A 23,412-nucleotide genomic window follows, 5' to 3' on the forward strand; every position below is an offset into this window, starting at 1 on the left:
GTTGGCTGGAGTCAAACAACTGGCGTTGCCCGCCGTCACGAGCGCGCTCACTTGACCGGCGCTGCCGACACAGCGGAATTCGAGGCCACGTTGGCCACATCGACGTTGGGCCAGCCGCCGCCGATCGCCTTATAGAGGGTGACAGTGTCGGCCAGAATCTGCTCATGGTTGGCCAGAAGCGACTGTTCCGCGGAAGCAAGCGAACGTTCGGACTCCAATACTTCGAGCTGCGATACGAGCCCTTCTTTGAGCTGCGCCTCGACCTGCGCCGCGACGGTGCGCAGACGCTCGTTTTGCTGCAGCAACTCGACGCGTTGCTTTTTATGCGCGTCGAGATTCACGAGCGCGTTCTCGACTTCTTCGAACGCCGTGAACACGACCTGGCGATACTGCTCCTCGGCAACCTTGCTCTCGGCTTCGGTCGTCTTGATGTGGGCGTGCACGCCCGGGTCGAACATCGGGAAGTTGATGCTCGGCATGAAGCTCAGCGTGAACACCTTGAAGAGATCGGAAAGCGAGAACGCAGCCGTACCGGCACGGCCCGTGAGGCTGAGGGTCGGCAGTTGCGCGAGCCGGGCGGAACCGACTTGATCATACGATTCGAGAATGCGGTACTGCGCGGCCACCACATCGGGGCGGCGCCCCAGCAACTGCGCGGGCAGGCCCATGGGCACGTTCGGCAGCTTCACGCGCTCGCGCAACTGGCCCGCCGGCATTTTGAACTCGCCCGCGGGCACGCCGACCAGCGTGCAAAGCGCGTTTTCGGCGGTATCGCGCTCGCGGTGCAGTTCCAGCAGTTCGTTCGCCACGCCGTTGACTTCGGCGCCTTGACGCAGCACTTCGGTTTTGGGCGCCAGACCGTTTGCGTACATCTGCTGGTAAATGGTGAGGATCTGCTTGTTCCTTCTGAGCGTGTCTTCCTCGTCGCGGATCTGGTCGTCGAACTGCAGGATCTGGAAATAAGTGCTCGCCACACTCGCAACGAGCGTCAAATAGCCTGCGCGCCAATCCGCTTCGGTAGCGTGATACTCGGCCTTTTGGGCCTGCACGCTTTTCTCAACTTTGCCCCAGATATCGATGTCCCAATTCACCTGAGTGGCGACGTTGTAGGTCTTCGAGAGCGCTAGCCCCGTGCTCTTCTCATAGTCGATCCCCGCGCCCGCGTCGACCGTGGGCAGTGCACCGGCCTGCACTTCCCCGATCTGCGCGCCGGCCACGCCAATGCGCGCCGCCAGCACCCGGATATCGACATTGCCCGCAATCGCCTTCTCGATGAGTGTATTCAGGTAGGGATCGTCGAACTCTTTCCACCACTGCGGATTGACCGTATCGGCCGCGGAAAACGTGCGGTTCGTATGCGCCCAGGCGTCCTTCTCAGGCATGTCGGGACGCCGATACGCAGGCGTACTCAGATCCGTGCAGCCGCACAGCGCCACGGCACACAACCCGGCCGCTCCGACGAAACGGGTCAGCCAACGCGACGCGCCGCCTGATACGTTTGCGGCGGACGGCGAGAGCAGTGTGTTCACGATCGACTCCTTAAGCGGAAGGCGGCGACGAGTGTGGCGATAAGCGCGGTGTGCAACGAATGCGGTGGTGGGCGGCGCCGTGGAGGCCGGTAAGCCTCCACGGCTGGCAGCACGATCAGAAGTTGATCGTGTTGTGCGCCGTCTGCATCGGGTTGGTCGACGAGGCGATGCCCGTCGCGAACGCCACTTCGTTGCCCGTGTTGCTCACGATGCTGTTGGTCTGACCGATCACTTGCTCAGCGGTGAAGTTGGTGCTGCTGACCTTCACGCTCGGCATGCTCGGATAGTAGATGGGCAGCGGGCCAAAGCTCAGGCCACCGCCGTGCACGGCGCTCATTTCACGGCTGTCGAGTTCATGTGCGACGCTCAGGTCTGCAATCATCAGCTTGCTCATGGCAGTTCTCCAGAAAAGGAATGCAACGATGTTGGGGTTTTGAGCTGCAAGGTTGCGGGCTCGGGTCCAACAAGGCATGAGGCGTGCCAGGTGCGCGCGCGAGCGGGCGCACGGCGGCGCATCGCCCGCTGCATAAGGATTGTTCTGGAATTTCCTGCGTCTCACGCACAGCGACTGGTGCTCGCCTGGCGTGCGGTGTGATGGGTGCGCGCCAACGCGTTGCGCGACTTATGTTGGCATGCTGCGAACACGGGTGAACTGTGTGACGTTAAAGCGTCGCAAACGTTCGTACGTCACCTTCTTGTGTGCGATAGATTCGTATGGATCACTTAACGTAAATGGTGATCTTCTTCGAGTACACAGGCGGGTTGTGGGGCACGTGGTGCGCGTCGCCCATCAGCAGCTGCAGCGTATGTTTGCCCGGCGGCAACTGAAGCGTGGTTTCGGTCTGGCCGGCGCCGAAGTGCAGGTGGTTGCGATCGGATGGAATGGGCTGATCCATCGGCGGCAAGTCCGTATCGACGAGCAAGTGGTGGTGGCCCGTGTTGGGAAACTCGACCTCCGCGGGCGCCACGCCCATGTTGCGCAGGCCGAACCACACGCGAAATGGCCGCCCGGCCGGCATCACCTGGCCGTCGTTGGGCCAGCCTATATAGACGTGCGCGTTCGGGTCGGCCGGCGTCGTGCCTGCATGCGCCGCACCGCCCGCGAGCAGCACGAGGCTGGCAGCAAAAACGAGGAACCTGTTCATGGCATGCACTCCCGCTTCTTTTGCGCTGCGGCTAAAGACCGATGTCCTTCGCTATTTCACCGTGACCGTGATCTTCTTCGAGTAGATCGGCGGATCGTGCGGCACGTGCTTGTAATCGCCCATCAGCAACTGCAGCGTGTGCTTGCCCGGCGGCAGCTCGATCCGCGCTTCGGTTTCGCCCGCGCCGAAATGAAGATGGTTGCGATCCGACGGGATAGGCTGATCGAGCGGCGGAAGGTCCGTGTCGATGAGCACGTGATGATGGCCGGTATTCGCCTTGTTGATCCCCTTGGGGCACACGCCCATGTTGCGCAGCCCCATGCGAATCCAGAACTTGCCGGTCGGAATCGTCGCGCCGTCCGGCGGCCAGATGATGTAGACCTCTGCGCCCGGCGGGGAAGGCGTGCGCTCGGCGAACGCGAGACGCGGCATCAGAACGGCCGCTGCCAGGGCCAACAGGGTTGCTCTTCGTTGCATCTTCGTGCTCCTTGTTCGGCAGACGGCGCACGGCTTTGGAGTTCGGTGCGTGTTCTACAGCTTAGGTCGGATTCAAGCGGATGGAGAATAATCGGCGCGGCGCGCGCTTGCCACCGAGTTACTGCATCGCCCGGCGTGCGTGCTATTTTGTAGTTGTGCGCAGGCAGTGCCTGTTCCGGCGGCGGCCCGCGTCTCACGCGAGCGCGGCGGGCGACTGCAGCGGGGTAGCGCACCGTCGGCATTGAAAGGCGATGATGCCTGGGGTTGCCACCTGGGCTGGCAATTCGGCTGGCAACTCGGCTGGCACCTGATAGGGAGAACGAACATGAGGCGGCTAGTGTTGCCTGTGTGCCTGTTGATCTCGCTCGGCCTGACCTCGACACTGCGTTCAGCCGCGCCGGCTGCGCATGCGCGTTCGGCACCGGTTCACGTGCAGCCGCGTTTCGAGCCGCAAAACCCTGGTGGGTACGCAACCACCCTCGGCACACATGAGCGGGTCACCACGGCCAGCGCTGCGCGGCAGCGCTATGGCGTCGCGATCGTGCGCGTGGGCCTGATGCCGAAAGACACCTCCCAGGAATACGAAATCACGTTCTGGAATTCGATCAAGGACAGTCAATACCCGAGCGACTATGAGGCGTACCTCAAGGCCTATCCGAACGGTCGTTTCGCACCGCTCGCGCAGGCCCGCCTTGCACGTTTGCATGCGGAAGCATCGAAACCGGCTGGGGCGTCCGCTGCGAGCGCGACGTCCACCATGCACCCGGCTAGCAGTCCCGCCGCCGCCGCTCCCGCGCCAGCACCGGCGCCAGCACCTCAGGCCAAGACAACGCCGCCCCCAGCCGCCCCGCCAGCCGCGCAGACCAAGCCGGCACCCGCCTCGGCCCCGCCCGCCGCGGCCGCTGCAACGGCCGCTGCAACGGCCGCAGCCGCCGTGGCTGCGAAGGGCAACCCCGCCATTTCAAAACCCGGTCCTCACGACATTCAGGACTGCCCATCTTGCCCGGTGCTCATCGCGGTAACACCCGGCGCCTTCACCATGGGCATCGACAACGACGACGCATCGGAGCGGCCCGCGCACCGCGTCACGATCAGCCACAGCTATGCGCTCGCGAAGTATGCGGTCACGGTGGCACAGTGGGACGCGTGCGTCGCCGCCAGCGCCTGCCCGCGGCTGTCGAATGAGAATAACGTCTCGCCGAATGCACCCGTGCGCGATCTGAGCTGGGACGACGCGCAGCAATACGTGAAATGGCTTTCGAAGATCAGCGGTAAGCCCTACCGTTTGCCGACGGAGGCGGAATGGGAATATGCGGCGCGCGCCGGCACCGAAACGCGCTACTGGTGGGGCAACGACATGCGCAAGGGCACGGCGAACTGCAAGGACTGCGGCCCGCCGTGGCACGTCGAAGCGCCCAACGACGTCGGCTCGTTTGCCGCCAACGCGTTCGGCTTCTACGACATGGCCGGAGGCGTTTGGGAATGGGTCAGCGACTGCTGGCACACCTCGTACAAGAACGCTCCGAGCGACGGCCACTCGTGGGACGAGCCCAATTGCCAGACGCGCGTGATCCGCGGCGGCTCGTGGCGTGACGGCGCCGGCTATATGCTCGCTGCCACGCGCTTCAAATACGACAGCAGCGTGCGCTACGAAGCCAATGGTTTTCGCGTCGCGCGCGACATGAAATAGCGCGGCAAACGTTGCAGGTCTCGCAGGCAAGCGCAGCGCCGCTGCCTTGAATTTGCCTGGTGCAGTTCATAGACTATGGGCAGCCGCTCGAAACCTGTGAGCACACGCGTAAGGTTCTGACTACCATACGTGGAGGCACAACATGGCTTGCGATGTTCCGATCACCCGCCGGACATTCCTCAAAGCCATGGGGAGTGGCGCATTCACGATCTCGGTCAGCTCCGTTACCGCTTTGACGGGCGCCTGTTCCTCGCAGCGCCCGGCCGCTGGCCCCGCCGCAAATACCCCGAATACCGCGACAAGCGCCCACGCCACGCCGCAAGCACCGAATGGCGCGCCCGACTGGGCGCCGGAGCCAGGCAAGGCGCGCTGGCGAATCGAGGGTGTACCCAAGGTCACAGGCGCGAAGATCTATGCGCGCGATTTCAAGGCGCGCGACTTCGACGGCTGGCCGAAAGAAGAAAACTGGTTATACGCGCTCAGATGTAATTGCGTCGACAAGAATTTCGAAGACTTCGACCTGAGCGTATTACCGCATGATCTTCGCCCGATTGCCGTGGTATCCAACCAGACGCTGAATGACAATCGTATCTATCTGGCTTCTGAGCCGGATCCGCTACATCACGAGGATATCTTCCTCTTTGCACAAAAGGGCCAACCCGCCAATTGCTATGGCCAGCCCGTCGCGTTGTTGATCTTCGAAAACTTCGACACGTATCGCCACGCAAAGAAGCTGCTCGATTTCAACGATTCGGTGATCCGCTATGGCGCAACGGTATCGAAGCGCGCCGCGCCGACCGACTGGTATGCCTCCGCGAACAAGATCTATGTGCGCGACGACGACACGTCGTTTTCGAACCTCCTGATGGACGTGGACACCAAGGGACGTCCGAGTCAGGCATTCATCGAGACGTGCAAGAAGAAAAGAAGCGACATGCTGAATCGGGTCGCAACGAGAGTGGACAGCAACGCCTGGCGCGCGTTCAAAGGCTCTTTTACGACGCCCGCAATCGATCCGATGTTCATGGAGCCGGAGTCGGGACTGGCCTGGTTTCAGACGGACACCGGTTGCCTGCATCTGGTTCTCGGCACGCAATCGCCGCGTGGCGACGGCATCGCCGCAGGCGACGTGTTTTACAAGAGCAATATCGACGTCAAGCAGGTGCATGTGATCAGCTGCTACCCGGGCGGCGGATTCGGCGGCCGCGACAGTTCGAATTTTCCCGTTTATCTCGCCCTCGCCGCGCCCTTCGCCAAGGGAGCGCTGCGCTGGCAACAGTCTCGCTACGAGCAGTTTCAGGTTGGGTTGAAGCGTTCGGCCACCGCGTTCACAGAGACAATCTGGCTCGACCGTCACGGCAAGCTTCAGGCGCTCGACAGTTCGTTCACCTTCAATGGCGGCGGCAAGGAGAACCTCACGGGCGCCGTTGGCGACCTCGCGGCCATGAGCGCCATGAGTTGCTACAACATTCCGCGTGCGAGTGCGCAAAGCGCCGTGAGCTATACGCCCGATCTGTTCGGCGGCTCGCAGCGCGGCTTCGGCGGCCCCCAGGCTTACCTCGCTATCGAAACGCTCATGGACGAAGCCGCGCGAGCGCTGCACAAGAGTCCGTTCGAGATCCGGCGCAACAACCTGCTTGCCAAGGGCCGCGGCAAAACGCTCACTGGCGCGCCCATCCTGTTCGACCTTCAACTCGAAGCCCTGCTGAACGGCCTGGAAGCGCACGAGTTATGGCGCAGCAGGGAAAGCGTGCGCGCGCAACGGCACGCGCACGGCTTGCGATACGGCGTCGGACTCGCCATGTCGAACCAGGCGTATGGCACCGCGAAGGACCCCGTATTCGCGATGGTCCAGATTCAACCGAATGCGGGCCTGCACGTGCTCACGCACTACACGGACATGGGCAATGGCGCAGCGACGACGCTGGCGCTCGCGCCCGCCGCGTGCCTCGGGCAGAACGCGCAGGCCATCACCATGAACGAGGTCGATGCCTTTCAAATACCGGATTTCAATTACAAAGTGCTGGGCAAATGGTGCGACAAGCGAAGCTACCCAATTTCGAGCCCGTTTGGCTCTTCGAGCGCGTGCCTCGGTGCATTCCAGCACTTTCAGGCCGTGGACCGCGCCGCCATGGTGTTGCTGCTGCAAAGCGTGCTGCCCGCCGCGCGCAAAATCTGGCATAACCCGCACGTCGAACGGCAAGACCTCAAGTGGGTGAATGGCAAGCTGAGCGCCCCCGGGCGCGAGGCGATCGGCTGGCCAGCGCTGCTCGACGAGATCAATCGCCAGCACTTGCCTACCGTGGCCGCCGCGCACATTACCTACGCGGGTGGATTCTGGCGCAGCCAGTACACGTTCGAGTCGGGTCCGGCCGAGATGGACTGCGACTACATCGCCGTTGGCACCGATACGCACCAACTCGAGAGCGTGCCTCACGGCGAGTTGCTGGAACCGCCGAACGGAGTCGGCTTCGGGCGCTCGAGCTATGCGCCTTCGGCTGCCCTTGTTGCGGTATCCGTGAGCCCCGAGAGCGGGCGCGTGAAGGTGGAGCATGTCGTCACGGCGCTCAGCGCCGGCCGCCTGATATGTCCTGAGATCGTGCAAGGCCAGTCACAGGGCGCGGTGGCCATGGCGATGAGCAATGTGCTGAGCGAATCGTGTCCGCTCGACAATCACGGTCCCGGCAACGGCACGTGGAATCTCGACCGCTACCTCATCACGCGTATGGCCGACGTCCCGCGCCAGGAACTCATCGCGCTGCCGCCGCCCGCGGGCAAAGAGCATCACAGTGCGCGCGGCATCGGCGAGGCCGTGATGTGTCCCATCGCACCGGCGCTGCTGAACGCACTGGCCATGGCAACCGGGCATCGTTTCAGGGACACCCCCGTCACACCCGACAAGATACGCGAGGCCCTGAAGTGAGCGAAGGCGACGTCAAGATTCACGTGAACGGACACGCGGTCACGGTGCCGGCCGCCGATACCGATATGAGCCTCGCTGAATTCCTTCACGAGCGCCTCGACCTGACCGGGACCAAGGTGTGTTGTGGCATTGGCGCGTGCCGTGCGTGCACCGTAGGCATGCGCAGCAGCCAGGACGCGCTGATGGAAAAGACCCTGGCGTGCGTCACGCCCGTGAGCGCAGTGGCGAATCAATATATCTATACGGTGGAGAGCCTCGCGCACGGCAACAGGCTCTCGCTGCTGCAGCAGGCCTTCCTTGAATCTTTCGCGTTTCAGTGCGGCTACTGCACGCCTGGCTTTCTGATGGCGGCGACCGCCATGCTCGAACACTTGAAGGCGTACCGTATCAGCGCAGATCAGCTCGACACGGAAATCGATACCTGGGTGGGGGGAAACCTGTGCCGATGCACAGGCTATGTGAAATACCGGGAAGCGATTCGCAAAGTCGCACAAATGCAGATGAAGAGCGGAGGATGACCATGGGCTTCCGGATCCGCTTGTGCGCGCTGTGCTTCCTGTTCACCGTGCCGCCTGCTGCCTATACGCACGAGCAGACATTGCTCGAATATGCCGATCAATGCGTAAGGGAAATTGGCGAGATCCCGCCGTTCAATTGCAATAACGGTACCGACATACCTATTACGATCGACGGCAAACCTCCCGGGCCACATGAGTCTCCCATGCAATGCGACAAGCCTTCATTGCTCAGCCCGATCTACGAAGCCAAAGGTCAGTGCATCCCGTTTTCGAAGATCCTCAATCTCTCGCGCGGCAACACGCAAATTTCAGCGTATTGCCGCCGGGACGTACTGCGCGACGACAAGGATCCGCACTATGACGGCGTAGTCGTCGTGATGCATCACTCCGGCAACGGCAAGACCTGCTGGTTTGCGTCGAAGCCGCCGCCGTCGAAATCACAAGCCGATGCGCACGCGAGTGGCGGGATCGTCGCGACTCGCGTGCCGCCGCCAAACGAGAGAAGGCCGCCTTCGGGGCAACTCTCCGCAGTCGAATTCTGGGAGACACCCACCGTGGTTGCCACCAGCACGCCGCGCAACCCCACCTGCCTCAAATGCCACGACGCGGGGCCCTTTATCTTCAGCCCGTATATCGGGCAAGTCTGGGACAAGGTGCCCACCGACCCCTGGGGAAAGTATTCGAGCATCGGGCAGGCTTTTGCGTCGTATCACCTCATGACGATGAGCACGCCTGGCAACACCTGCATTGGCTGTCACCGCATCGGCAGCGACCAGAGCTGCACCGCCTTTATCGGGCTCTCGACGGGCAATCAGAAAGCGCCAGGAAACGACCGGCTCGCCAACAGCTATCCACATGACCACTGGATGCCCACCGACAACGCCATGAGCGCGGTGCAGTGGGACAAGGCCAACGTCGCGTCGGTCAATGCCCTGCTGGCCTGCTGCAAAGACGCGGCACACAGAGACCCGAATTGCACATTCACGCCCATGCCATCGAGTTCGAATACCCGGTCATTGCATTGACCTGCACGAGGAGACCTGAAATGGCTGAAACCGTTAGTGCGAGCAACGTCATATCGGATGTGACGCAAACCCTGCAGACCTTCGATCTGCTCGACCTCCAGCAATACACGCGCGAGAAGAGCTACTCGAACACCGCCAGCAAGGACTTCCATCTCTTCTACGTGGGACGCGACGACGTTCACAGCATCCTGAAGTACATCCTTTCGCGCGCCAGCGTTTCGCTTTACATGAACATGTTCGGATTCGACGACGATGAACTCAACGCCATCCTCATGCAGCAAGCGCTCGACCCGACCATCACCATGATGATCACGCTCGACAGGAGCCAGACGAACATCGCACATGAAAAGCAGCTGCTCAATGCCGACATTGTGCAGAACCCGGCCAAATTCAACACGTTCTTCGTGATCGGCGAATCGGCGACCCATCAGATCAGTCATACGAAGGGATTCGTAGCCGATGGTAAAGTGGGCGGCGAGGGTTCGGTGAACTGGTCGGCTTCCGGCGAGGGCACGTTCGTGAACAACGGCGCGCCGGGGGGCCCGCGTTACAAGGCGCAAAACAACACGCAGACCATCTTTACGGACCCCGACACGATCAACCGGTTTCAGACCGAACTGATCGCCGAACACATGATAGCGAAGGCGCAGGGCTTTACGCTCGCTACCGCCGCGCCCGCCGCTGCGCCGGCCAAAAAAGCCGCCGCGAAAACCACGGCTGCCGCTGCGGGCAACGCCAGCGCCGCTGCCGCCAAAAAAGCCGCGCCGGCGGCCAAGCGCAGCAAGCGCAATTAGGTTCAACCAGGCGCGACCGGATCAACCGTTCAGGTCGGCATGCCAGCCCAGTAAGACACGGCGTCCTGCCGATCGAACACGAAGGTCTTGAGGGCGACGAGGCTCTCGGGAGCAAGCGCGTCGAATTCGAGCCCGTGCAAGGTCAGCCCTTCCGCCGGCGTATCGGCGCGCAGATTGCGGATCACGGCGACGGCCTGGAACGTCGCCCCCACATTGCCCGCCTCGATTGGAAACACCACGCAAATGCGCTCGCCCACCTCGCCGATCTTGCACCCGGCGGCAAGCGACATGCCCAGCACGCTGATATCGCAGCCAATGCCGAGCCGGTCCAGTTCCGCACCCGTCAAATCGACGCCATAGCGCACCGCGAGCTGCGTGCGCACGCGCACGGCGCGGCGTTCGCGCAGCCGTCGTATCGTGCCGGGCTCCGAGAGCACGAGATAGCGGAACGGATGCGCGCAAACGGCCTCGACCGTGCAGACGAGCCAGAACACCGCTTGTGTTGCGATCGCAACGATCTCGACCTGCTCGCCCTGGAACGGCTCCCATGCGGGCTTCGCCGCAGCGGGAGGCGTCACGAACATCGCGCCGCCTTGCCGGAAACCGATCAGCCGGCACGGCAGCATCTCGCGCCCCGTGCCCGCCTGGCTGCGTATGCCTAGCAGCGCGCCAATGGCCAGGTTCATGTCGTCCAGCGTCAACGGACCCTTTCCACGATCCGCACGATCCGCACGATCATGCAGGCCGTCTTGTGCACTCGCGAGATTCGCCTCTTCCGCCGTGTTGCGATAAGGCTGAAAGTGCGCGAAGAGGAAGTCGCGCTGCTCGCTGTTCAGCACCCCGCCTCGCGGCAGCAGCATGGTTCCGTCATGGTGAAACACGGCCAATGGCAGCGGTGTCGCCAGGGGCAATTGCCCAGGGTCCGCGAGGCGTTCCAGAGTTTTTGACGCAGTACCGCTGCCAGGCTCGTGAATGTGCATGACCGATAGCGTGTGAATTGTTGATTTTTTTCGTTAGCAGCATTGTGACCGAAATATAGTGACTGATGTCAATAAAAGTGCCGTGATTCTCGGGCCTTGTTTAACGAAATATTCATGCCACATAAAGCCGGAGATTACGCGCCACAATATTTCTTTTTCTGAATCGTCTACACGGGTATGGAAACGCCGCCCACCCCGAGCCCGCTCGCCACGCAGGAGCGCGAAATCGCCGACACCGTCGCCCGCGAGCGCCCGAGGCTGCGCAATTTCATCCGCCGCCGGGTGATCGACCAGGACGAAGCCGAGGACATTCTTCAGGACGTATTCGAAGAACTGGTTCAAGCATGGCGGCTGCCGGAGCCCATCGAGCAGGTTGGCGCGTGGCTCTTTCACGTGGCGCGAAATCGCATCGTCGACCGGTTTCGCAAACGCAAGGAAGTGCCGCTCATCGAGCCAGAGGGCGACGAGAGCGAGTATCGGCTCGACCTCGCGCTGCCCTCGCCCGATGCCGGCCCCGAGGCCGCCTACGAGCGCGCGGCGATGCTCGAGGCCCTGCGCGCCGCGCTCGACGAATTGCCGGCGAGCCAGCGCGAGGTGTTCGTCGCGCACGAACTGGACGGGCGCAGTTTCAAGGAAATGGCCGCCGCGAGCGGCGTTGGCGTGAACACGCTGCTGGCGCGCAAACGTTATGCGGTGCTGCATCTGCGCGAACGTTTGCGCGCGTCATGGGACGGCTTCGAAATTTGAACCGAAGGAGAATGAAATGAAGTTTCGCCGCAAAATAATCGCCAAGGCGCTGCTGATGGTGGCCGTTATCGCGCTGCTGGGCGCCATCGTCATGGGCCTGTGGAACTGGATCGCCCCGGCGATCGTGGCGGGTGCGCATGCCATCGACTATCCACGTGCGATTGGCCTGCTTGTGCTGTGCCGGATTCTGTTCGGCGGATTCCGCGGGCATGGCGGCTGCCGCAGGCGCATGCACTGGCACCAGTGGCAACAATGGCAAAACATGACGCCGCAAGAGCGCGAACAATTCCGCAATGGCGCAGCCTCGGGGGCGACGCCCCCTTCGCCGTAACGCACCGCTCGCCAGCCTCGCCGCGCGGCGGGCTGGCACAATTGACCTATCGCCGATCCGCCAGGAAGCTCCATGCCAGATGTCGCCGCCCGACCGTCACGCGTCGCGCCCCTCTTTTCCCTTCTGCCCTTTCTGCGCCCCTATGCGGGGCGCTGGGCGCTCGCATTCCTCGCGCTTCTGACCTCGGCCGGCGCCACGCTCGCGCTGCCGGTGGCGTTCAAGTACCTGATCGACCGTGGCTTCGCGAGCGGCGATCGCACGCATATCGATCGCTATTTCATCGCGCTCTTCGTCGTTTCGCTGATCCTGGCCGCCGCCACGGCCCTGCGCTTCTACTGGGTCTCGTGGCTCGGCGAGCGCGTGACGGCCGACATGCGCCGCGCCGTGTACGACCACGTGATACGCATGAGCCCGCAGTTCTTCGAGACCACGCAATCGGGCGAAGTGCTCTCGCGGCTCACCACCGACACAACGCTGATCCAGACCGTAGTGGGCACCAGTCTCTCGCTGGGCTTGCGCAATTTATTGCTCACAGTCGGCGGCGTGGCAATGCTCGTCGCGACGAGCCCCGTGCTGTCCGGCTATATCATCGCGACACTGGTTGTTGTGGTCGCACCGATCATCATCTTCGGGCGGCGTGTGCGGCGGCTGTCGCGCGCGAGCCAGGACAAGGTTGCGAACGCAAGCGCATTGGCAGGCGAAGTGCTGAACGCGATGCCCACCGTGCAGTCGTATGCGCAGGAGGCGTTCGAGGCGAATCGCTTTGGCGGCGCCGTGGAAACGGCCTTTGAAACGGCGCTCAAACGCATCCGGGCGCGCGCCGGCTTGACGGCCGTGGTGATCGTCTTCGTGTTCGCCGCGATTGTGTTCGTACTGTGGCTCGGCGCGCAGGCGGTACTCGCGGGGCAGATGAGCGCGGGCCAGCTCTCCCAGTTCATTCTGTACGCGGTGTTCACGGCTGGCGCGGTGGGCGCCGTGGCCGAAGTGTGGGGCGATCTGCAACGGGCCGCGGGCGCGACCGAACGGCTGCTGCAACTGCTCGCCGCGCGCTCGCCTGTCGCGCAGGCGGCGGCAACCGTGCCGCTGCCGGTTCACGGCTCGGGCATACGGTTCGACAAGGTTGGCTTCTCCTACCCTTCGCGCCCCGGCATTGCCGCGCTCGACGACTTCTCGCTCGACGTGCGCCCGGGTGAACATGTCGCGCTCGTCGGTCCCTCAGGCGCGGGCAAAACCACGCTCTTTCAACTGCTGCTGCGCTTTTACGATCCGCAGTCGGGCACCCTCAGCATCAACGGTGTGCCGACCCAACAGGTGTCGCTCGCGGCGTTGCGCCAGGCGATCGGCGTGGTGCTGCAGGAATCCGTGATCTTTTCGGGCAGCGTGCTCGACAACATTCGTTATGGCTCGCCCGACGCCACGCTCGAAGCCGTCCAGCACGCCGCCGAAATGGCCGCGGCGGCCGGCTTTATCGAGCAACTGCCGCAGGGCTACGACACTTTTCTCGGTGAACGCGGCGTGCGCCTTTCCGGCGGTCAACGTCAGCGCATTGCCATCGCGCGCGCGATCCTCAAGAACCCGCCCATTCTGCTGCTCGACGAGGCCACCAGCGCGCTCGACGCCGCGAGCGAGCGCCTCGTGCAGACGGCGCTGGACAACGCCGCGCAAAACCGCACGACGCTCGTCATCGCTCACCGTCTCGCCACCGTGCAGCAAGCCGACCGCATTGTCGTCATGGAACAAGGCCGTATCGTGGCGCAAGGCCGGCACGCGGAACTGCTGCAGAGTTCGCCGCTTTATGCGCAGCTCGCGGCGCTGCAGTTCGGCGCGCAGCACGTAAACACCGTGACGTAAAAATCGACCGGGACGCCCGGCGCGATTGGGACATAGTCGGAAGGGCTGAGCGCCTGCGAGGATAGATAATGCGCCACTGCCACATGACGGTTTCATTCAAAACACGCACACCGCATCACAACGTGATATACCATCGACTCGTATAACAACGTCTCAACCCATGCCAGGCAGGATGGAGCGGTAGCAAGGGACGTATCACTTCCACCTGACCCGGCAACGTCATGATCCCGGCGAATCAGGGCACACTTTTTGCGCACCACCGGGAGCCCTGGCCATGCGCTTCGCATGGGCCAAATCGCGCTTGCCTTGGGGGTGCGAAATGAATGCCGATCAACCAGGAGCCACGCTCCTTTCGGAGGAAGACGCTCATCGCCAGTTGCGCCGCGCTGTGATTGCCAGCACCATCGGCACGACGATCGAATGGTACGACTTCTTTCTCTACAGTACAGTCACCGGGCTTATCTTCGCGAAGCTGTACTTTCCTGAATCCGACCCGCTCGTTGGCACCCTGCAGGCCTTTCTCATCTATGCCGTGGGCTTCGTCGCCCGGCCGGTAGGCGCCGCGATATTCGGGCACTACGGCGATCGCGTCGGCCGCAAGGCCACGCTGATCGTCACCTTGCTGCTCATGGGAGTCGCCACGTTCGCCGTGGCGTTTGTGCCGACCTATGCGTCGATCGGCATCTGGGGCGCCATTTTGCTCACGGTGCTGCGCTTTATCCAGGGTGTCGGCGTGGGCGGCGAATGGGGCGGTTCGGTCCTGATGTCGATGGAATGGACCCGCACCAATGCGCACCGCGGCTTCGTCGCCTCCTGGCCGCAATTCGGCGTGCCGGCGGGGCTCTTTATCGCCAATCTCGTGGTGCTCGTCGTCAGCCGCTTTTCCGGAGACAGTTTCATGACATGGGGATGGCGGGTGCCGTTCCTGCTGAGCATTGTGCTTGTCGCGATCGGCCTGTATATCCGCCTGAACATTCTTGAAACGCCGATCTTCGCGAAGCTCCTCGCCGAGAACAGAATCGAGAAAACGCCAATGGTCGAAGTCATTCGCCGCCAGCCCAAGGACATTCTCCTCTCTGCGTTGGCGCGCATGGCCGAGCAGGCGCCGTTCTATATCTACACAGCCTTCGTCTTTACGTATGGCGTGAAGACGCTGCACGTTTCGCGCGACCTCATGCTCAGCGCGGTATTGGCGGCTGCGGTGCTGCAGTTCGTGACCATTCCGTTCTTTGGGCACATGTCCGATCTGATCGGACGCAAGCGCATGTACATGATCGGCGCGGTGGCCGTGGGCATTTTCGGCTTTATCTACTTCGGAATGGTGGATACGAAAAACCCGGCGTGGATTTTCGTGGCCGTCGTGCTTTCGCTTGTGCCCCACGCCATGCTTTATGGTCCGCAGGCTGCGTTCATCGCTGAATCGTTCACGGGGCGGTTGCGCTACAGCGGCGCCTCGCTCGGTTATCAGCTGGCTTCCGTGATTGCGGGCGGCCCGGCGCCGCTAATCGCCACAGCGCTTTTCGCGTATTACCAAACGGGTTACGCGATTGCGATCTATATCGCCGTGTGCGCGGTAATTAGTCTGCTTGCCGCCTGGCGCATGGGCGACTACACCAACAAAGATATTTCACGCGAATACGACGACAAGCACGGACTTGGCGATCACGGGCACGCTTCCCACCCCGCCTGATCCGCTGCCAAAAATCAGGCGCGCCCCTGCTCGACGAATCTCGCAGGGGCGCGCTTCTTCTTTCATACCTTAACGATCAGCCATCCTAATCTGTCAAGCCTTCGGCGCCTTGTCGAGCACCACGCCCGTCGCCGGGTCGAGGAACACCCTGCGGTCTTCGTGGCCGCGGCCACGGCGGTCGAAGTCGAACATGCCCATGATGCTGCCCGCCGTGGCGTCGAACGAGCCGCCGCCGATGCGCTGACCATCAAGCCAGTTGTCTTCGATGAAGCGCACCACGGAAGACTGGTCGATCAACGTGTGGTCGACGTAATTCTCCCGGGCCCACGGCGAGATCACGACGAACGGGATGCGCGTGCCCGGACCGCAGCGGCCGTTCACGGGCTTGCCGTTCAAGCCGGCCGGCGCCGAACCCGTGCCGCAAATGCCGGCCGCGGTCAACTGGTCGGCCACGCTATCGTACGAAGCACTATTGGGCTGCGCGTACGCATGGTCGTACCAGCCGTCCGAGTCGTCCCAGGCCACGATAACGGCCGTATCTTCCCAGTCGTGCTGCTCTTGCAGGAAGTTCACGACCTTCGCGACGAAAGCCTGCTCGTCGAGCGGGTCAGAGTAGCCCGCGTGGCCATCCTGGTAGGCCGGAGCCTTGAGGAAGCTCACCGACGGGAAATTGCCCGCCTTCACGGCATTGAAGAAGTCGTCGGTATCGTACTGGTGATTCGCCGGGTCGGGGTTCCCGTTCTTGCCCACGCTGTGCCCGATCGCGGCGAGCGAGCTCGGACGCAGATGCTGCGGGTTCGACGTCGATGCGTAGTACTGGAACCAGTTGTGGTGCGGAATATAGTCGGACGTGGACGCGCCAACCACCGGCGAAAGCGTGCTGCGCTTGCAGCCGGTCGTGCCATTGCTGTTCGTCGTCGAGAGGTTGAAGCCGCCCATGAAGCCGCCCCACGAGACACTGCGCGCGTTCAGCAGGTCGCCGATATTCTTGCCCGTCATCTGCGCCGTGTCGGTCGTGCTCGAGCAGAGGTCGTTGGCCGGATCGACGTCATTGATCATCGTGAAGCCGCCCTGCCCGTCGTTCACATAGTACGAACCCGCGGTCGAAGGCTTTTTCGTTGTGAGCACAACCTTCATGCCGTTGGTCTGGCCCGAGATCACTTCGAGCGCGCCGGGCGTGGAAGGACCATAGGTCGACGTATACGCGTTATCGCTCATCGCGAAGTGCTGCGCGTAATTCCACAGCGCCGTGACAGTGTTGCCGTCGTAATAGCCCATCACCTGGCCCTTCGTGCCAAACGCGCCGGCGCCACCACTCGTGCCATTACCCGTGTACTCCGGGAAGAGGTCGGCCCGGCCGTTGTCGTACGCCTGCTGCTCGGCCGTATAGGCGTGGTTCTGGTCAGCCGTGGCCGCCTGCGTGCGATCCAGACGGAACGGATTGGCCGCGCCCGCGCCATTGCCCGCATTCGTGAAGTTCGGGTTTTGGGTCAGCAGCGTGCCGGTCAGACCGTTCACTTCGGGCGTGCCGGGTTGCGCCTTGAATGCAGGCTCACCGGACGGGTTGGTCGCATGCGGATAAGTCGCGAAGTAGTGGTCGAACGAAACGTTCTCGCCATAAATCACGACGAGGTGCTTGATCGGGGTAGCAGTGTGGCCGTGTTCCGGATGATTCTTGTCGTGATCGTCACCAGCACTCCACGCAACTGTCGATGCGAATGCTGCGGCTGTGAGCGAACCAACTGCGACGTGACGCCATTGCATATTCGGCTCCTGGTTGGTTTCGTATTGTCGGGGTCACCGTGAAGCCGCAGAAAAGGCGTTATGCAGCCCGCATCGTCGCGCTCATGCCAGCGGAATGCGGAGGCTACACGGCATGAGGATTAAAGCATCGGGGTATGAATGCTCAGCGTCAGAGTCCTTACGAAATATTTTCGATTGGTAAGTTTGAAGCTGACTCGGCGCGCAATTGGCGCCGAATTGGCGAGATTGGCCTTGAATTCAGGTATGAAGATTGCGCGGCGTTTGCACGCCGGTTTGCAAACAAGGTGAACTAAACGAAGCGCACAGCGTCGTGCTAGATGAAACTGACGCCGCCGTTCACGGGAATGGTCTGCCCGGTGACGAAGCCATTGCCGACCACCATCAGCACGACCTGGGCGACCTCGCCGGCTTCACCGAGGCGGCCAACGGGCAGCCGTTCGGCAACGTTCGCCGTTTTCAGCGGCGCGGCCATCTCGGTGTCGATGGGCCCGGGCGCCACGGCGTTCACAGTGACGCCTTCGCGGGCCACGCGTGCGGCGTAGCCGCGCGTCAAGCCTTCGAGGCCGGCTTTCGAAGCGTTGTAGTGAACGCCGACGAGGCCACCGCCGCGCGCGGCAGCCGAAGAAAGATTGACGATGCGCCCCCAGCGGCGCGCGCGCATGCCGGGCAACACCGCTTGCGTGCAGAGAAACGCCGACTTGAGGTTGACGGCGAGCGTGCGGTCGAATTCGGCTTCGGTCAGCGACTCGATGTCGGTAATGGTGCCCGTGCCCGCGTTGTTCACGAGTATGTCGACCGCGCCGAGGCCGCGCTCGATCTCGCCGATCATGGCGGTGACCTCGCTTGCCGACGACACGTCGGCGCGCAAGGCGAGCGCGCGGCCACCGGCGCTTTCGATCTGCGTCACGACCTGCCGGGCTTCGTCGGCACGTTGCCGGTAATTCACTGCAACCGCTGCGCCGGCCGAAGCGAGCGTAACGGCAATGGCGCGGCCGATTCCGCGCGAGCCGCCCGTCACGAGCGCAACGCGGTTATTCAGGTCTGGGAAAAGTGCGGACATCGGGGCTCACGGCGCGGTGCCAATGCCGCCGCCCGGGCCCGCCAGTTCGCCGTCCACGCCGAGTGAATCTGCATGACCGTGAGCGCTCACACGGCCGCGACGGCGCGAAAACGGCGTGGTGCGCAACTTCGCGCGGCGCCGCGGGCCGGAAATCGGGTCCAGGTAGAACATGACGAGCGTGCCTGCCGCGGCCGCCGCTGCAAGATGGAACAGAGCCTTCATGGATGCCTCTCGATAGTTGCAACGCATGCAGAGCGCGAAGATCGGCGCGCACGGTACGACACACCCTTGCACCAATCCGCGCATCCATTATGCCGCTGACCACTGCGCGTGAGGCGCCTGGGTGGCATGCGCATTCAGGAAAAGCCCTCGTCCCAGCGTGTATCCCGCACCTGCACCATGCCCGCTTCCACACGCACCGCGAACACCACGACATCCTCATACGCGGGCGGCGCGAGCACTTTTCCCGTCTTGATGCAAAAGCGCGCGCCATGCCGCGGGCAGATCACCTCGTCGCCTTCCACGTCGCCGCCCGTGAGCACGCCGCCATCGTGCGGACAGGTGTCCTCGATCGCATAGCAGGTTCCTTCGAGATTGAATACGGCGACCGGCGTGCCGTCCACGTCGACGCTGCGCACGGAACCCGGTTGAAATTCGCTGTATGGCGTCACGTCCACCCAATCGGCCATGTCAAAGCATCCCCAGTTGCAGGAGCGCCGCCTCGGACATGCGCGCTCTTGTCCACGGCGGCTCCCAGACCAGTTCCACATGCGTCTCGCTCACGCCTTCTACGTCGTTCACGCAATCTTCGACCGTGCCCGGGAAGGTTTGCGCCACCGGGCAACCGGGCGCGGTCAGCGTCATGTGTATCGTCACGCGGCCCGCTTCGGCGTCCACGTCAAGTTGATAAACGAGCCCCAGATCGTAGATGTTGACCGGTATCTCCGGATCGAACACCGAGCGCAGCGCGTCGATCACGCGTTCGCGCAGGTCGTTGCTCGCTGCTTGCGTATTCATCGTCATTGGCCTCCGGGCGCGCATTGCCTCACTCGGTTGAAACGGTGCCGCGTTCGTCGCGCAGCGCGGCGTGCAGCGTGTGCCACGCGAGCGTCGCGCATTTGATGCGCGCCGGAAATTCGCGCACGCCCGCGAGTACGGCGAGCTTACCGAGCCCTTCGATCGAGACCGGCCGGTCCGAAGGCGCCGTCGCCATTGTGTGAAAGCGTTCGAACAGTGCTTCGACCTCCGCTTGCGTGCGGCCCTTGAGCGCCTCCGTCATCAACGAAGCCGAAGCCGTTGCGATCGCGCACCCCGCGCCCTCGAAGCCCGCGTCCTTGACGACTCCGTCCTCGATACGCAAATACAACGTCACGCGGTCGCCGCACAACGGGTTGTACCCCTCGGCGCGATGCGTGGCACCGGTCACGGCGTGACAGTTCCGCGGCCGCCTGTAGTGGTCGAAGATCGTTTCCTGGTACAGGTCGCGCAGGTCGCTCATAACGGGAATACCTCTTCTACGCGCGCGAGGCCGTGCAGCAGCGCGTCGACTTCAGAGCGCGTGTTGTACAGCGCAAACGAAGCGCGCACCGTGGCCGGCACGCCATAGCGCTCCATCACCGGCATCGCACAATGATGACCGGTACGCACCGCCACGCCACAATGATCGAGTATTGTGCCGACGTCGTGGGCATGCGCGTTTTCCATCACGAATGAGAGAATGCCAAGCTTTTCCTTCGCAGTTCCAATCATTCTCACGTTGGGCATGTTACGCAGGGCAGCGTCTGCATAAGCGAGCAGATCAGCCTCGTGCCGCTGCGCCACTTCCAGCCCAATCGCGCTCACGTAGTCGAGCGCCGCCGCCAGCCCGATCGCGCCGGCGATATTCGGCGTGCCCGCTTCAAAGCGCCACGGAATCACGTTGTACTCGGTCTTCTCGAACGTCACGGAGCGGATCATGTCGCCACCGCCCTGCCACGGCGGCATGGCCTCGAGCAACGCAGATTTTGCATACAGCGCGCCAATGCCGGTGGGGCCATAGATCTTGTGCCCCGAGAATGCATAGAAGTCGCAACCGAGCGCGGCCACGTCCACGGGAAGGTGCGCGATCGCCTGCGCGCCGTCGACCAGCACCGGGACGCCGCGCGCATGCGCAAGCTCGATCATCCGCGCAACCGGATTCACGGTTCCCAACGCGTTCGACGCGTGCGCAACGGCCACCATACGCGTGCGTGCGCCGATGAGGCGTTCGTATGCGTCGAGGTCGAGCGTGCCGTCGTCGTCGATCGGCGCCACCTTCAGCAGCGCGCCCGTTTGCGCACAGACGAGTTGCCACGGCACGATGTTCGAGTGATGCTCCATCGCGGTGATGAGCACTTCGTCACCGGGCAGAAGTCGCGGCCGCGCGTAGCTTTGCGCCACCAGATTGATCGCTTCCGTCGTGCCGCGCGTGTACACGATCTCGTTCTCGTGCGCCGCATGCAGGAAACGCGCAATGCGTGCGCGAGCGCCCTCGTAGGCGTCGGTTGCACGCTGCGACAGCGCATGCACGCCGCGATGCACGTTGGCGTTGTCATGTTCGTAATAGGCCTGCTCGGCGGCGATCACGCTCGCGGGCTTCTGCGTGGTCGCGGCGTTGTCGAGATACACGAGCGGCTTGCCATGCACGCTTTCGCGCAGAATCGGAAAGTCGCGACGCCAACCCATGACCGTTTCGGCGTCGGGAATACTCACCGGTTCGAGTAGATTCATGACAGTCCCCGCAGATATTCGCCACCGGGCAAGCGCGCGAGCAGTTGTTGCGTGAGCCGGCTGCGCAGCGCAGCGCTTTCCACGCGATCCACGCTCACGCGTGCGAACGACCACACGAGCAGCGCACGCGCCATGCGCTCGTCAATACCGCGCGAGCGCAGGTAGAAGAGCGGGTTCTCGTCGAGTTGGCCGACCGTCGCGCCGTGCGTGCACTTCACGTCGTCGGCGTGAATCTCCAGTTGCGGCTTCGTGTCGATCTCGGCGTTGCGCGAGAGCAGCAGGTTGTCGTTTCCCTGGTGTGCGTTGGTCTGCTGCGCGTCCTGATGCACGATCACGCGGCCGTCGAACACGGCATGCGAAGCGCCGTCGAGTACGCCGCGATAGTATTCGCGGCTCGTGCCGCGCGGCATCTCATGGTCGATGCGCGTGTGATGATCCACGTGCTGCCTGGCGCTCACGAAATACAGGCCGTTCAGATCGACCTGGGCGTCTTCCGCGTCGAGGCGAGTATCGATCTGTGTGCGCGACAACGCCCCGCCGAACGCGAACGAGTGCGAGGTGAAGTGGCTGGCGCGCCGCTGCGAAACGCCTACGTGTGCGATGTGAAACGCTGTGCGCGCCTCCTGCTGGATACGGCAATGCTGAATGTCGGCCTCTTCGTCGGCGACGATCTCCGTGGCGGTATTGACGAAATACGCTTCGTCGGTAATGCCAGCGAACTGCTCGACAATCGAACATCGCGCACCGCGCTCCGCCACCACGGCGTTGAATGGATGCATGGCGAGCGCGGCCTCGCTGCTGAAGAACAACACGTGCAGCGGCCAGTCCAGCACGCAGCTTGGCGGCAGCACGACCACATAGCCGTCGCTTCGAAATGCGCCGTTGAGCGCCGCGAAGCCGTCCTCCGGCGCGCGGCGCGCCATGATCGACTCTATCCGCTCAGGAATCCTTCGTATTGCCTGGGCAAGCGTGCCAACGAATGCGCCTTCCGGCAAAGGCGGCAGGTACGAGAGCTTCGGCGCGTGGCGGCCGTTCACGAACACGATACGGCCGCCAGCATCGGCGGGCACGAGGTCGTCGATCAGGCGCGCATAATCCGTTTGCTCGCCGTCCGAAGGCATGAAATGCCAATGCGGCTTCGCAATGGACATGACATTGGTGTACTTCCACGCTTCGAGCTGCGTGCCGGGAAAGCCGAGGATTTCGAACCGGTCGAACGCGTGCCGCCTTGCCTTGCGCAGCCAGGGCAGCTCGACGCCCGCCAGCGTTCCCGCCATCGTGCGGAAAGCGTCGCGGTAATGCTCGCGCGTTGATTCGCTCATCGTTGCTCCCTGGCGGCAGCCGTGTGTTGCGGGCCGGCGCCCGGCCCACCTGCCGGTTCGTCGCTATCCGGCTCGCCGAGCCAGCCGTAGCCCTTGCGCTCCAGTTCGAGTGCAAGCTCATGCGAACCCGATCGCACGATACGGCCCTGCGCAAGCACGTGCACGTGGTCCGGCACGATGTAGTCGAGCAGGCGCTGGTAGTGCGTCACCAGCACGATCGCCCGCTCCGCGCTGCGCATCTGGTTCACACCGCGAGCGACGAGCTGCAGCGCGTCGATATCGAGCCCGGAGTCGGTCTCGTCGAGAATGGCGAGGCGCGGCTCCAGCACCGTCATTTGCAGCACCTCATTGCGCTTTTTCTCGCCGCCCGAAAACCCTTCGTTCACGCCCCTGTACAAAAGCGCTTCCTTCATCTCCATCGCCGCCATCTTCTCTTTCACCAGCGCGAGAAAGTCCATGGCGTCGAGTTCCGCTTCGCCCCGTTGTTTGCGCTGCGCGTTGAGCGCGGCCTTGAGCAGATAGATATTGCTCACGCCCGGTATCTCCACCGGATACTGGAACGCGAGAAAGAGCCCGCGCCGCGCACGTTCGTCGGGCGCGAGCGCGAGCAGGTCGCAGCCGTCGTACTGCACGCTGCCCCCCGTGACCACGTATTGCTCGCGCCCCGCCAGCACGTGGGCGAGCGTGCTTTTGCCGGAGCCGTTCGGCCCCATGATCGCGTGAACCTCGCCCGCGTTCACGCGCAAATCCACACCGCGCAAAATCGGCTTGCTTTCGACTTCGACATTCAGATTGCGAACTTCCAGCATACTGCTCTC

At 63.0% G+C, this 23,412-nt stretch carries 23 protein-coding genes; 9 read left to right on the forward strand and 14 right to left on the reverse strand.

Annotation, left to right across the window (positions count from 1 at the left end):
* Positions 1–47 precede the first annotated feature (47 nt).
* The 4 genes from U5A58_RS16820 to U5A58_RS16835 all read right to left on the reverse strand — a co-directional run bounded on the left by U5A58_RS16820 (position 48) and on the right by U5A58_RS16835 (position 3,151).
* Complete coding sequence (locus U5A58_RS16820; RefSeq protein WP_415774239.1) at positions 48–1,472, reverse strand: efflux transporter outer membrane subunit; 1,425 nt, start codon at positions 1,470–1,472, stop codon at positions 48–50.
* A 172-nt stretch (positions 1,473–1,644) separates the two neighbouring features.
* Positions 1,645–1,923 carry a hypothetical protein gene (locus U5A58_RS16825; protein ID WP_321962284.1) on the reverse strand — a complete coding sequence of 93 codons (279 nt, stop codon included), beginning with the start codon at positions 1,921–1,923 and terminating at the stop codon, positions 1,645–1,647.
* 325 nt (positions 1,924–2,248) lie between these two features.
* Complete coding sequence (locus U5A58_RS16830) at positions 2,249–2,674, reverse strand: DUF4399 domain-containing protein (protein ID WP_028204268.1); 426 nt, start codon at positions 2,672–2,674, stop codon at positions 2,249–2,251.
* Positions 2,675–2,725: 51 nt separating this feature from the next.
* Positions 2,726–3,151, reverse strand: coding sequence for a DUF4399 domain-containing protein (locus tag U5A58_RS16835; protein ID WP_321911864.1), 426 nt, complete (start codon positions 3,149–3,151; stop codon positions 2,726–2,728).
* Between the two features lie 325 nt (positions 3,152–3,476).
* Here U5A58_RS16835 and U5A58_RS16840 point away from each other — a divergent pair, with 325 nt between their 5' ends.
* The 5 genes from U5A58_RS16840 (at position 3,477) to U5A58_RS16860 (ending at position 10,101) form a co-directional block, all read left to right on the forward strand.
* On the forward strand, positions 3,477–4,841 hold the full coding sequence (locus U5A58_RS16840) for a formylglycine-generating enzyme family protein (protein ID WP_321962285.1): 1,365 nt from the start codon (positions 3,477–3,479) through the stop codon (positions 4,839–4,841).
* A gap of 142 nt (positions 4,842–4,983) precedes the next feature.
* On the forward strand, positions 4,984–7,764 hold the full coding sequence (locus U5A58_RS16845) for a xanthine dehydrogenase family protein molybdopterin-binding subunit (protein WP_321962286.1): 2,781 nt from the start codon (positions 4,984–4,986) through the stop codon (positions 7,762–7,764).
* Entirely contained in the window at positions 7,761–8,282 is a 522-nt protein-coding gene (locus tag U5A58_RS16850) for a (2Fe-2S)-binding protein (RefSeq protein ID WP_321911868.1), read from the forward strand. The genes U5A58_RS16845 and U5A58_RS16850 overlap by 4 nt, the downstream gene beginning before the upstream one ends.
* Positions 8,210–9,307 carry a hypothetical protein gene (locus U5A58_RS16855; RefSeq protein ID WP_415774240.1) on the forward strand — a complete coding sequence of 366 codons (1,098 nt, stop codon included), beginning with the start codon at positions 8,210–8,212 and terminating at the stop codon, positions 9,305–9,307. Before U5A58_RS16850 ends, U5A58_RS16855 begins: the two co-directional genes overlap by 73 nt.
* Positions 9,308–9,327: 20 nt before the next feature.
* Complete coding sequence (locus tag U5A58_RS16860) at positions 9,328–10,101, forward strand: hypothetical protein (RefSeq protein WP_321962288.1); 774 nt, start codon at positions 9,328–9,330, stop codon at positions 10,099–10,101.
* A gap of 29 nt (positions 10,102–10,130) precedes the next feature.
* Here the strand turns inward: U5A58_RS16860 and U5A58_RS16865 are convergent, their stop codons facing one another.
* Complete coding sequence (locus U5A58_RS16865; protein ID WP_321911873.1) at positions 10,131–10,961, reverse strand: flagellar brake protein; 831 nt, start codon at positions 10,959–10,961, stop codon at positions 10,131–10,133.
* 297 nt (positions 10,962–11,258) lie between these two features.
* Between U5A58_RS16865 and U5A58_RS16870 the strand changes: the two genes are divergently transcribed.
* From U5A58_RS16870 to U5A58_RS16885, 4 genes are all read left to right on the forward strand, one after another.
* On the forward strand, positions 11,259–11,828 hold the full coding sequence (locus U5A58_RS16870) for a sigma-70 family RNA polymerase sigma factor (protein WP_321962289.1): 570 nt from the start codon (positions 11,259–11,261) through the stop codon (positions 11,826–11,828).
* Positions 11,829–11,844: 16 nt separating this feature from the next.
* On the forward strand, positions 11,845–12,159 hold the full coding sequence (locus U5A58_RS16875) for a hypothetical protein (RefSeq protein WP_321962290.1): 315 nt from the start codon (positions 11,845–11,847) through the stop codon (positions 12,157–12,159).
* Between the two features lie 72 nt (positions 12,160–12,231).
* On the forward strand, positions 12,232–14,010 hold the full coding sequence (locus U5A58_RS16880; protein WP_321962291.1) for an ABC transporter transmembrane domain-containing protein: 1,779 nt from the start codon (positions 12,232–12,234) through the stop codon (positions 14,008–14,010).
* A gap of 319 nt (positions 14,011–14,329) precedes the next feature.
* Positions 14,330–15,700 carry an MFS transporter gene (locus U5A58_RS16885; RefSeq protein ID WP_321911881.1) on the forward strand — a complete coding sequence of 457 codons (1,371 nt, stop codon included), beginning with the start codon at positions 14,330–14,332 and terminating at the stop codon, positions 15,698–15,700.
* Positions 15,701–15,793: 93 nt separating this feature from the next.
* On the opposite strand, the gene U5A58_RS16890 is transcribed toward U5A58_RS16885, so the two are convergent.
* The 9 genes from U5A58_RS16890 to sufC form a co-directional block, all read right to left on the reverse strand.
* The gene (locus tag U5A58_RS16890) at positions 15,794–17,464 is read right to left on the reverse strand and encodes a phospholipase C (RefSeq protein WP_415774237.1); all 1,671 of its coding nucleotides are present in this window, start codon (positions 17,462–17,464) and stop codon (positions 15,794–15,796) included.
* A gap of 313 nt (positions 17,465–17,777) precedes the next feature.
* Entirely contained in the window at positions 17,778–18,524 is a 747-nt protein-coding gene (locus tag U5A58_RS16895) for a 3-oxoacyl-ACP reductase family protein (protein WP_321962292.1), read from the reverse strand.
* A gap of 6 nt (positions 18,525–18,530) precedes the next feature.
* Positions 18,531–18,746: a hypothetical protein gene (locus U5A58_RS16900; protein WP_321911884.1), complete on the reverse strand. Its 216-nt coding sequence runs from the start codon at positions 18,744–18,746 to the stop codon at positions 18,531–18,533.
* 134 nt (positions 18,747–18,880) lie between these two features.
* Positions 18,881–19,213, reverse strand: a complete 333-nt coding sequence (locus U5A58_RS16905; RefSeq protein WP_321962293.1) for a non-heme iron oxygenase ferredoxin subunit — start codon at positions 19,211–19,213, stop codon at positions 18,881–18,883.
* A 1-nt stretch (position 19,214) separates the two neighbouring features.
* Positions 19,215–19,541, reverse strand: coding sequence for an SUF system Fe-S cluster assembly protein (locus U5A58_RS16910; RefSeq protein WP_321962294.1), 327 nt, complete (start codon positions 19,539–19,541; stop codon positions 19,215–19,217).
* 28 nt (positions 19,542–19,569) lie between these two features.
* Complete coding sequence (gene sufU / locus U5A58_RS16915; protein WP_321911889.1) at positions 19,570–20,022, reverse strand: Fe-S cluster assembly sulfur transfer protein SufU; 453 nt, start codon at positions 20,020–20,022, stop codon at positions 19,570–19,572.
* Complete coding sequence (locus U5A58_RS16920; protein WP_321962295.1) at positions 20,019–21,272, reverse strand: cysteine desulfurase; 1,254 nt, start codon at positions 21,270–21,272, stop codon at positions 20,019–20,021. The genes sufU and U5A58_RS16920 overlap by 4 nt, the downstream gene beginning before the upstream one ends.
* On the reverse strand, positions 21,269–22,594 hold the full coding sequence (gene sufD / locus U5A58_RS16925; RefSeq protein WP_321962296.1) for a Fe-S cluster assembly protein SufD: 1,326 nt from the start codon (positions 22,592–22,594) through the stop codon (positions 21,269–21,271). Before sufD ends, U5A58_RS16920 begins: the two co-directional genes overlap by 4 nt.
* A complete protein-coding gene (sufC, locus tag U5A58_RS16930; RefSeq protein ID WP_321911893.1) occupies positions 22,591–23,403 on the reverse strand; it encodes a Fe-S cluster assembly ATPase SufC in 813 nt (270 codons plus the stop codon). The genes sufD and sufC overlap by 4 nt, the downstream gene beginning before the upstream one ends.
* Positions 23,404–23,412 lie beyond the last annotated feature (9 nt).

Source organism: Paraburkholderia sp. J7 (assembly GCF_905220155.1).
In the GTDB taxonomy this organism is placed as follows: domain Bacteria; phylum Pseudomonadota; class Gammaproteobacteria; order Burkholderiales; family Burkholderiaceae; genus Paraburkholderia.

Bases quoted from the DNA above. Each gene is read 5' to 3' on its own strand.
- U5A58_RS16825 (WP_321962284.1), bottom strand. From the start codon at position 1,923: ATGAGCAAGCTGATGATTGCAGACCTGAGCGTCGCACATGAACTCGAC.
- U5A58_RS16830 (WP_028204268.1), bottom strand. From the start codon at position 2,674: ATGAACAGGTTCCTCGTTTTTGCTGCCAGCCTCGTGCTGCTCGCGGGC.
- U5A58_RS16835 (WP_321911864.1), bottom strand. From the start codon at position 3,151: ATGCAACGAAGAGCAACCCTGTTGGCCCTGGCAGCGGCCGTTCTGATG.
- U5A58_RS16840 (WP_321962285.1), top strand. From the start codon at position 3,477: ATGAGGCGGCTAGTGTTGCCTGTGTGCCTGTTGATCTCGCTCGGCCTG.
- U5A58_RS16845 (WP_321962286.1), top strand. From the start codon at position 4,984: ATGGCTTGCGATGTTCCGATCACCCGCCGGACATTCCTCAAAGCCATG.
- U5A58_RS16855 (WP_415774240.1), top strand. From the start codon at position 8,210: ATGCACAGGCTATGTGAAATACCGGGAAGCGATTCGCAAAGTCGCACA.
- U5A58_RS16860 (WP_321962288.1), top strand. From the start codon at position 9,328: ATGGCTGAAACCGTTAGTGCGAGCAACGTCATATCGGATGTGACGCAA.
- U5A58_RS16865 (WP_321911873.1), bottom strand. From the start codon at position 10,961: ATGCTGCTGCCGCGAGGCGGGGTGCTGAACAGCGAGCAGCGCGACTTC.
- U5A58_RS16870 (WP_321962289.1), top strand. From the start codon at position 11,259: ATGGAAACGCCGCCCACCCCGAGCCCGCTCGCCACGCAGGAGCGCGAA.
- U5A58_RS16875 (WP_321962290.1), top strand. From the start codon at position 11,845: ATGAAGTTTCGCCGCAAAATAATCGCCAAGGCGCTGCTGATGGTGGCC.
- U5A58_RS16880 (WP_321962291.1), top strand. From the start codon at position 12,232: ATGCCAGATGTCGCCGCCCGACCGTCACGCGTCGCGCCCCTCTTTTCC.
- U5A58_RS16885 (WP_321911881.1), top strand. From the start codon at position 14,330: ATGAATGCCGATCAACCAGGAGCCACGCTCCTTTCGGAGGAAGACGCT.
- U5A58_RS16890 (WP_415774237.1), bottom strand. From the start codon at position 17,464: ATGCAATGGCGTCACGTCGCAGTTGGTTCGCTCACAGCCGCAGCATTC.
- U5A58_RS16895 (WP_321962292.1), bottom strand. From the start codon at position 18,524: ATGTCCGCACTTTTCCCAGACCTGAATAACCGCGTTGCGCTCGTGACG.
- U5A58_RS16900 (WP_321911884.1), bottom strand. From the start codon at position 18,746: ATGAAGGCTCTGTTCCATCTTGCAGCGGCGGCCGCGGCAGGCACGCTC.
- U5A58_RS16905 (WP_321962293.1), bottom strand. From the start codon at position 19,213: ATGGCCGATTGGGTGGACGTGACGCCATACAGCGAATTTCAACCGGGT.
- U5A58_RS16910 (WP_321962294.1), bottom strand. From the start codon at position 19,541: ATGAATACGCAAGCAGCGAGCAACGACCTGCGCGAACGCGTGATCGAC.
- sufU (WP_321911889.1), bottom strand. From the start codon at position 20,022: ATGAGCGACCTGCGCGACCTGTACCAGGAAACGATCTTCGACCACTAC.
- U5A58_RS16920 (WP_321962295.1), bottom strand. From the start codon at position 21,272: ATGAATCTACTCGAACCGGTGAGTATTCCCGACGCCGAAACGGTCATG.
- sufD (WP_321962296.1), bottom strand. From the start codon at position 22,594: ATGAGCGAATCAACGCGCGAGCATTACCGCGACGCTTTCCGCACGATG.
- sufC (WP_321911893.1), bottom strand. From the start codon at position 23,403: ATGCTGGAAGTTCGCAATCTGAATGTCGAAGTCGAAAGCAAGCCGATT.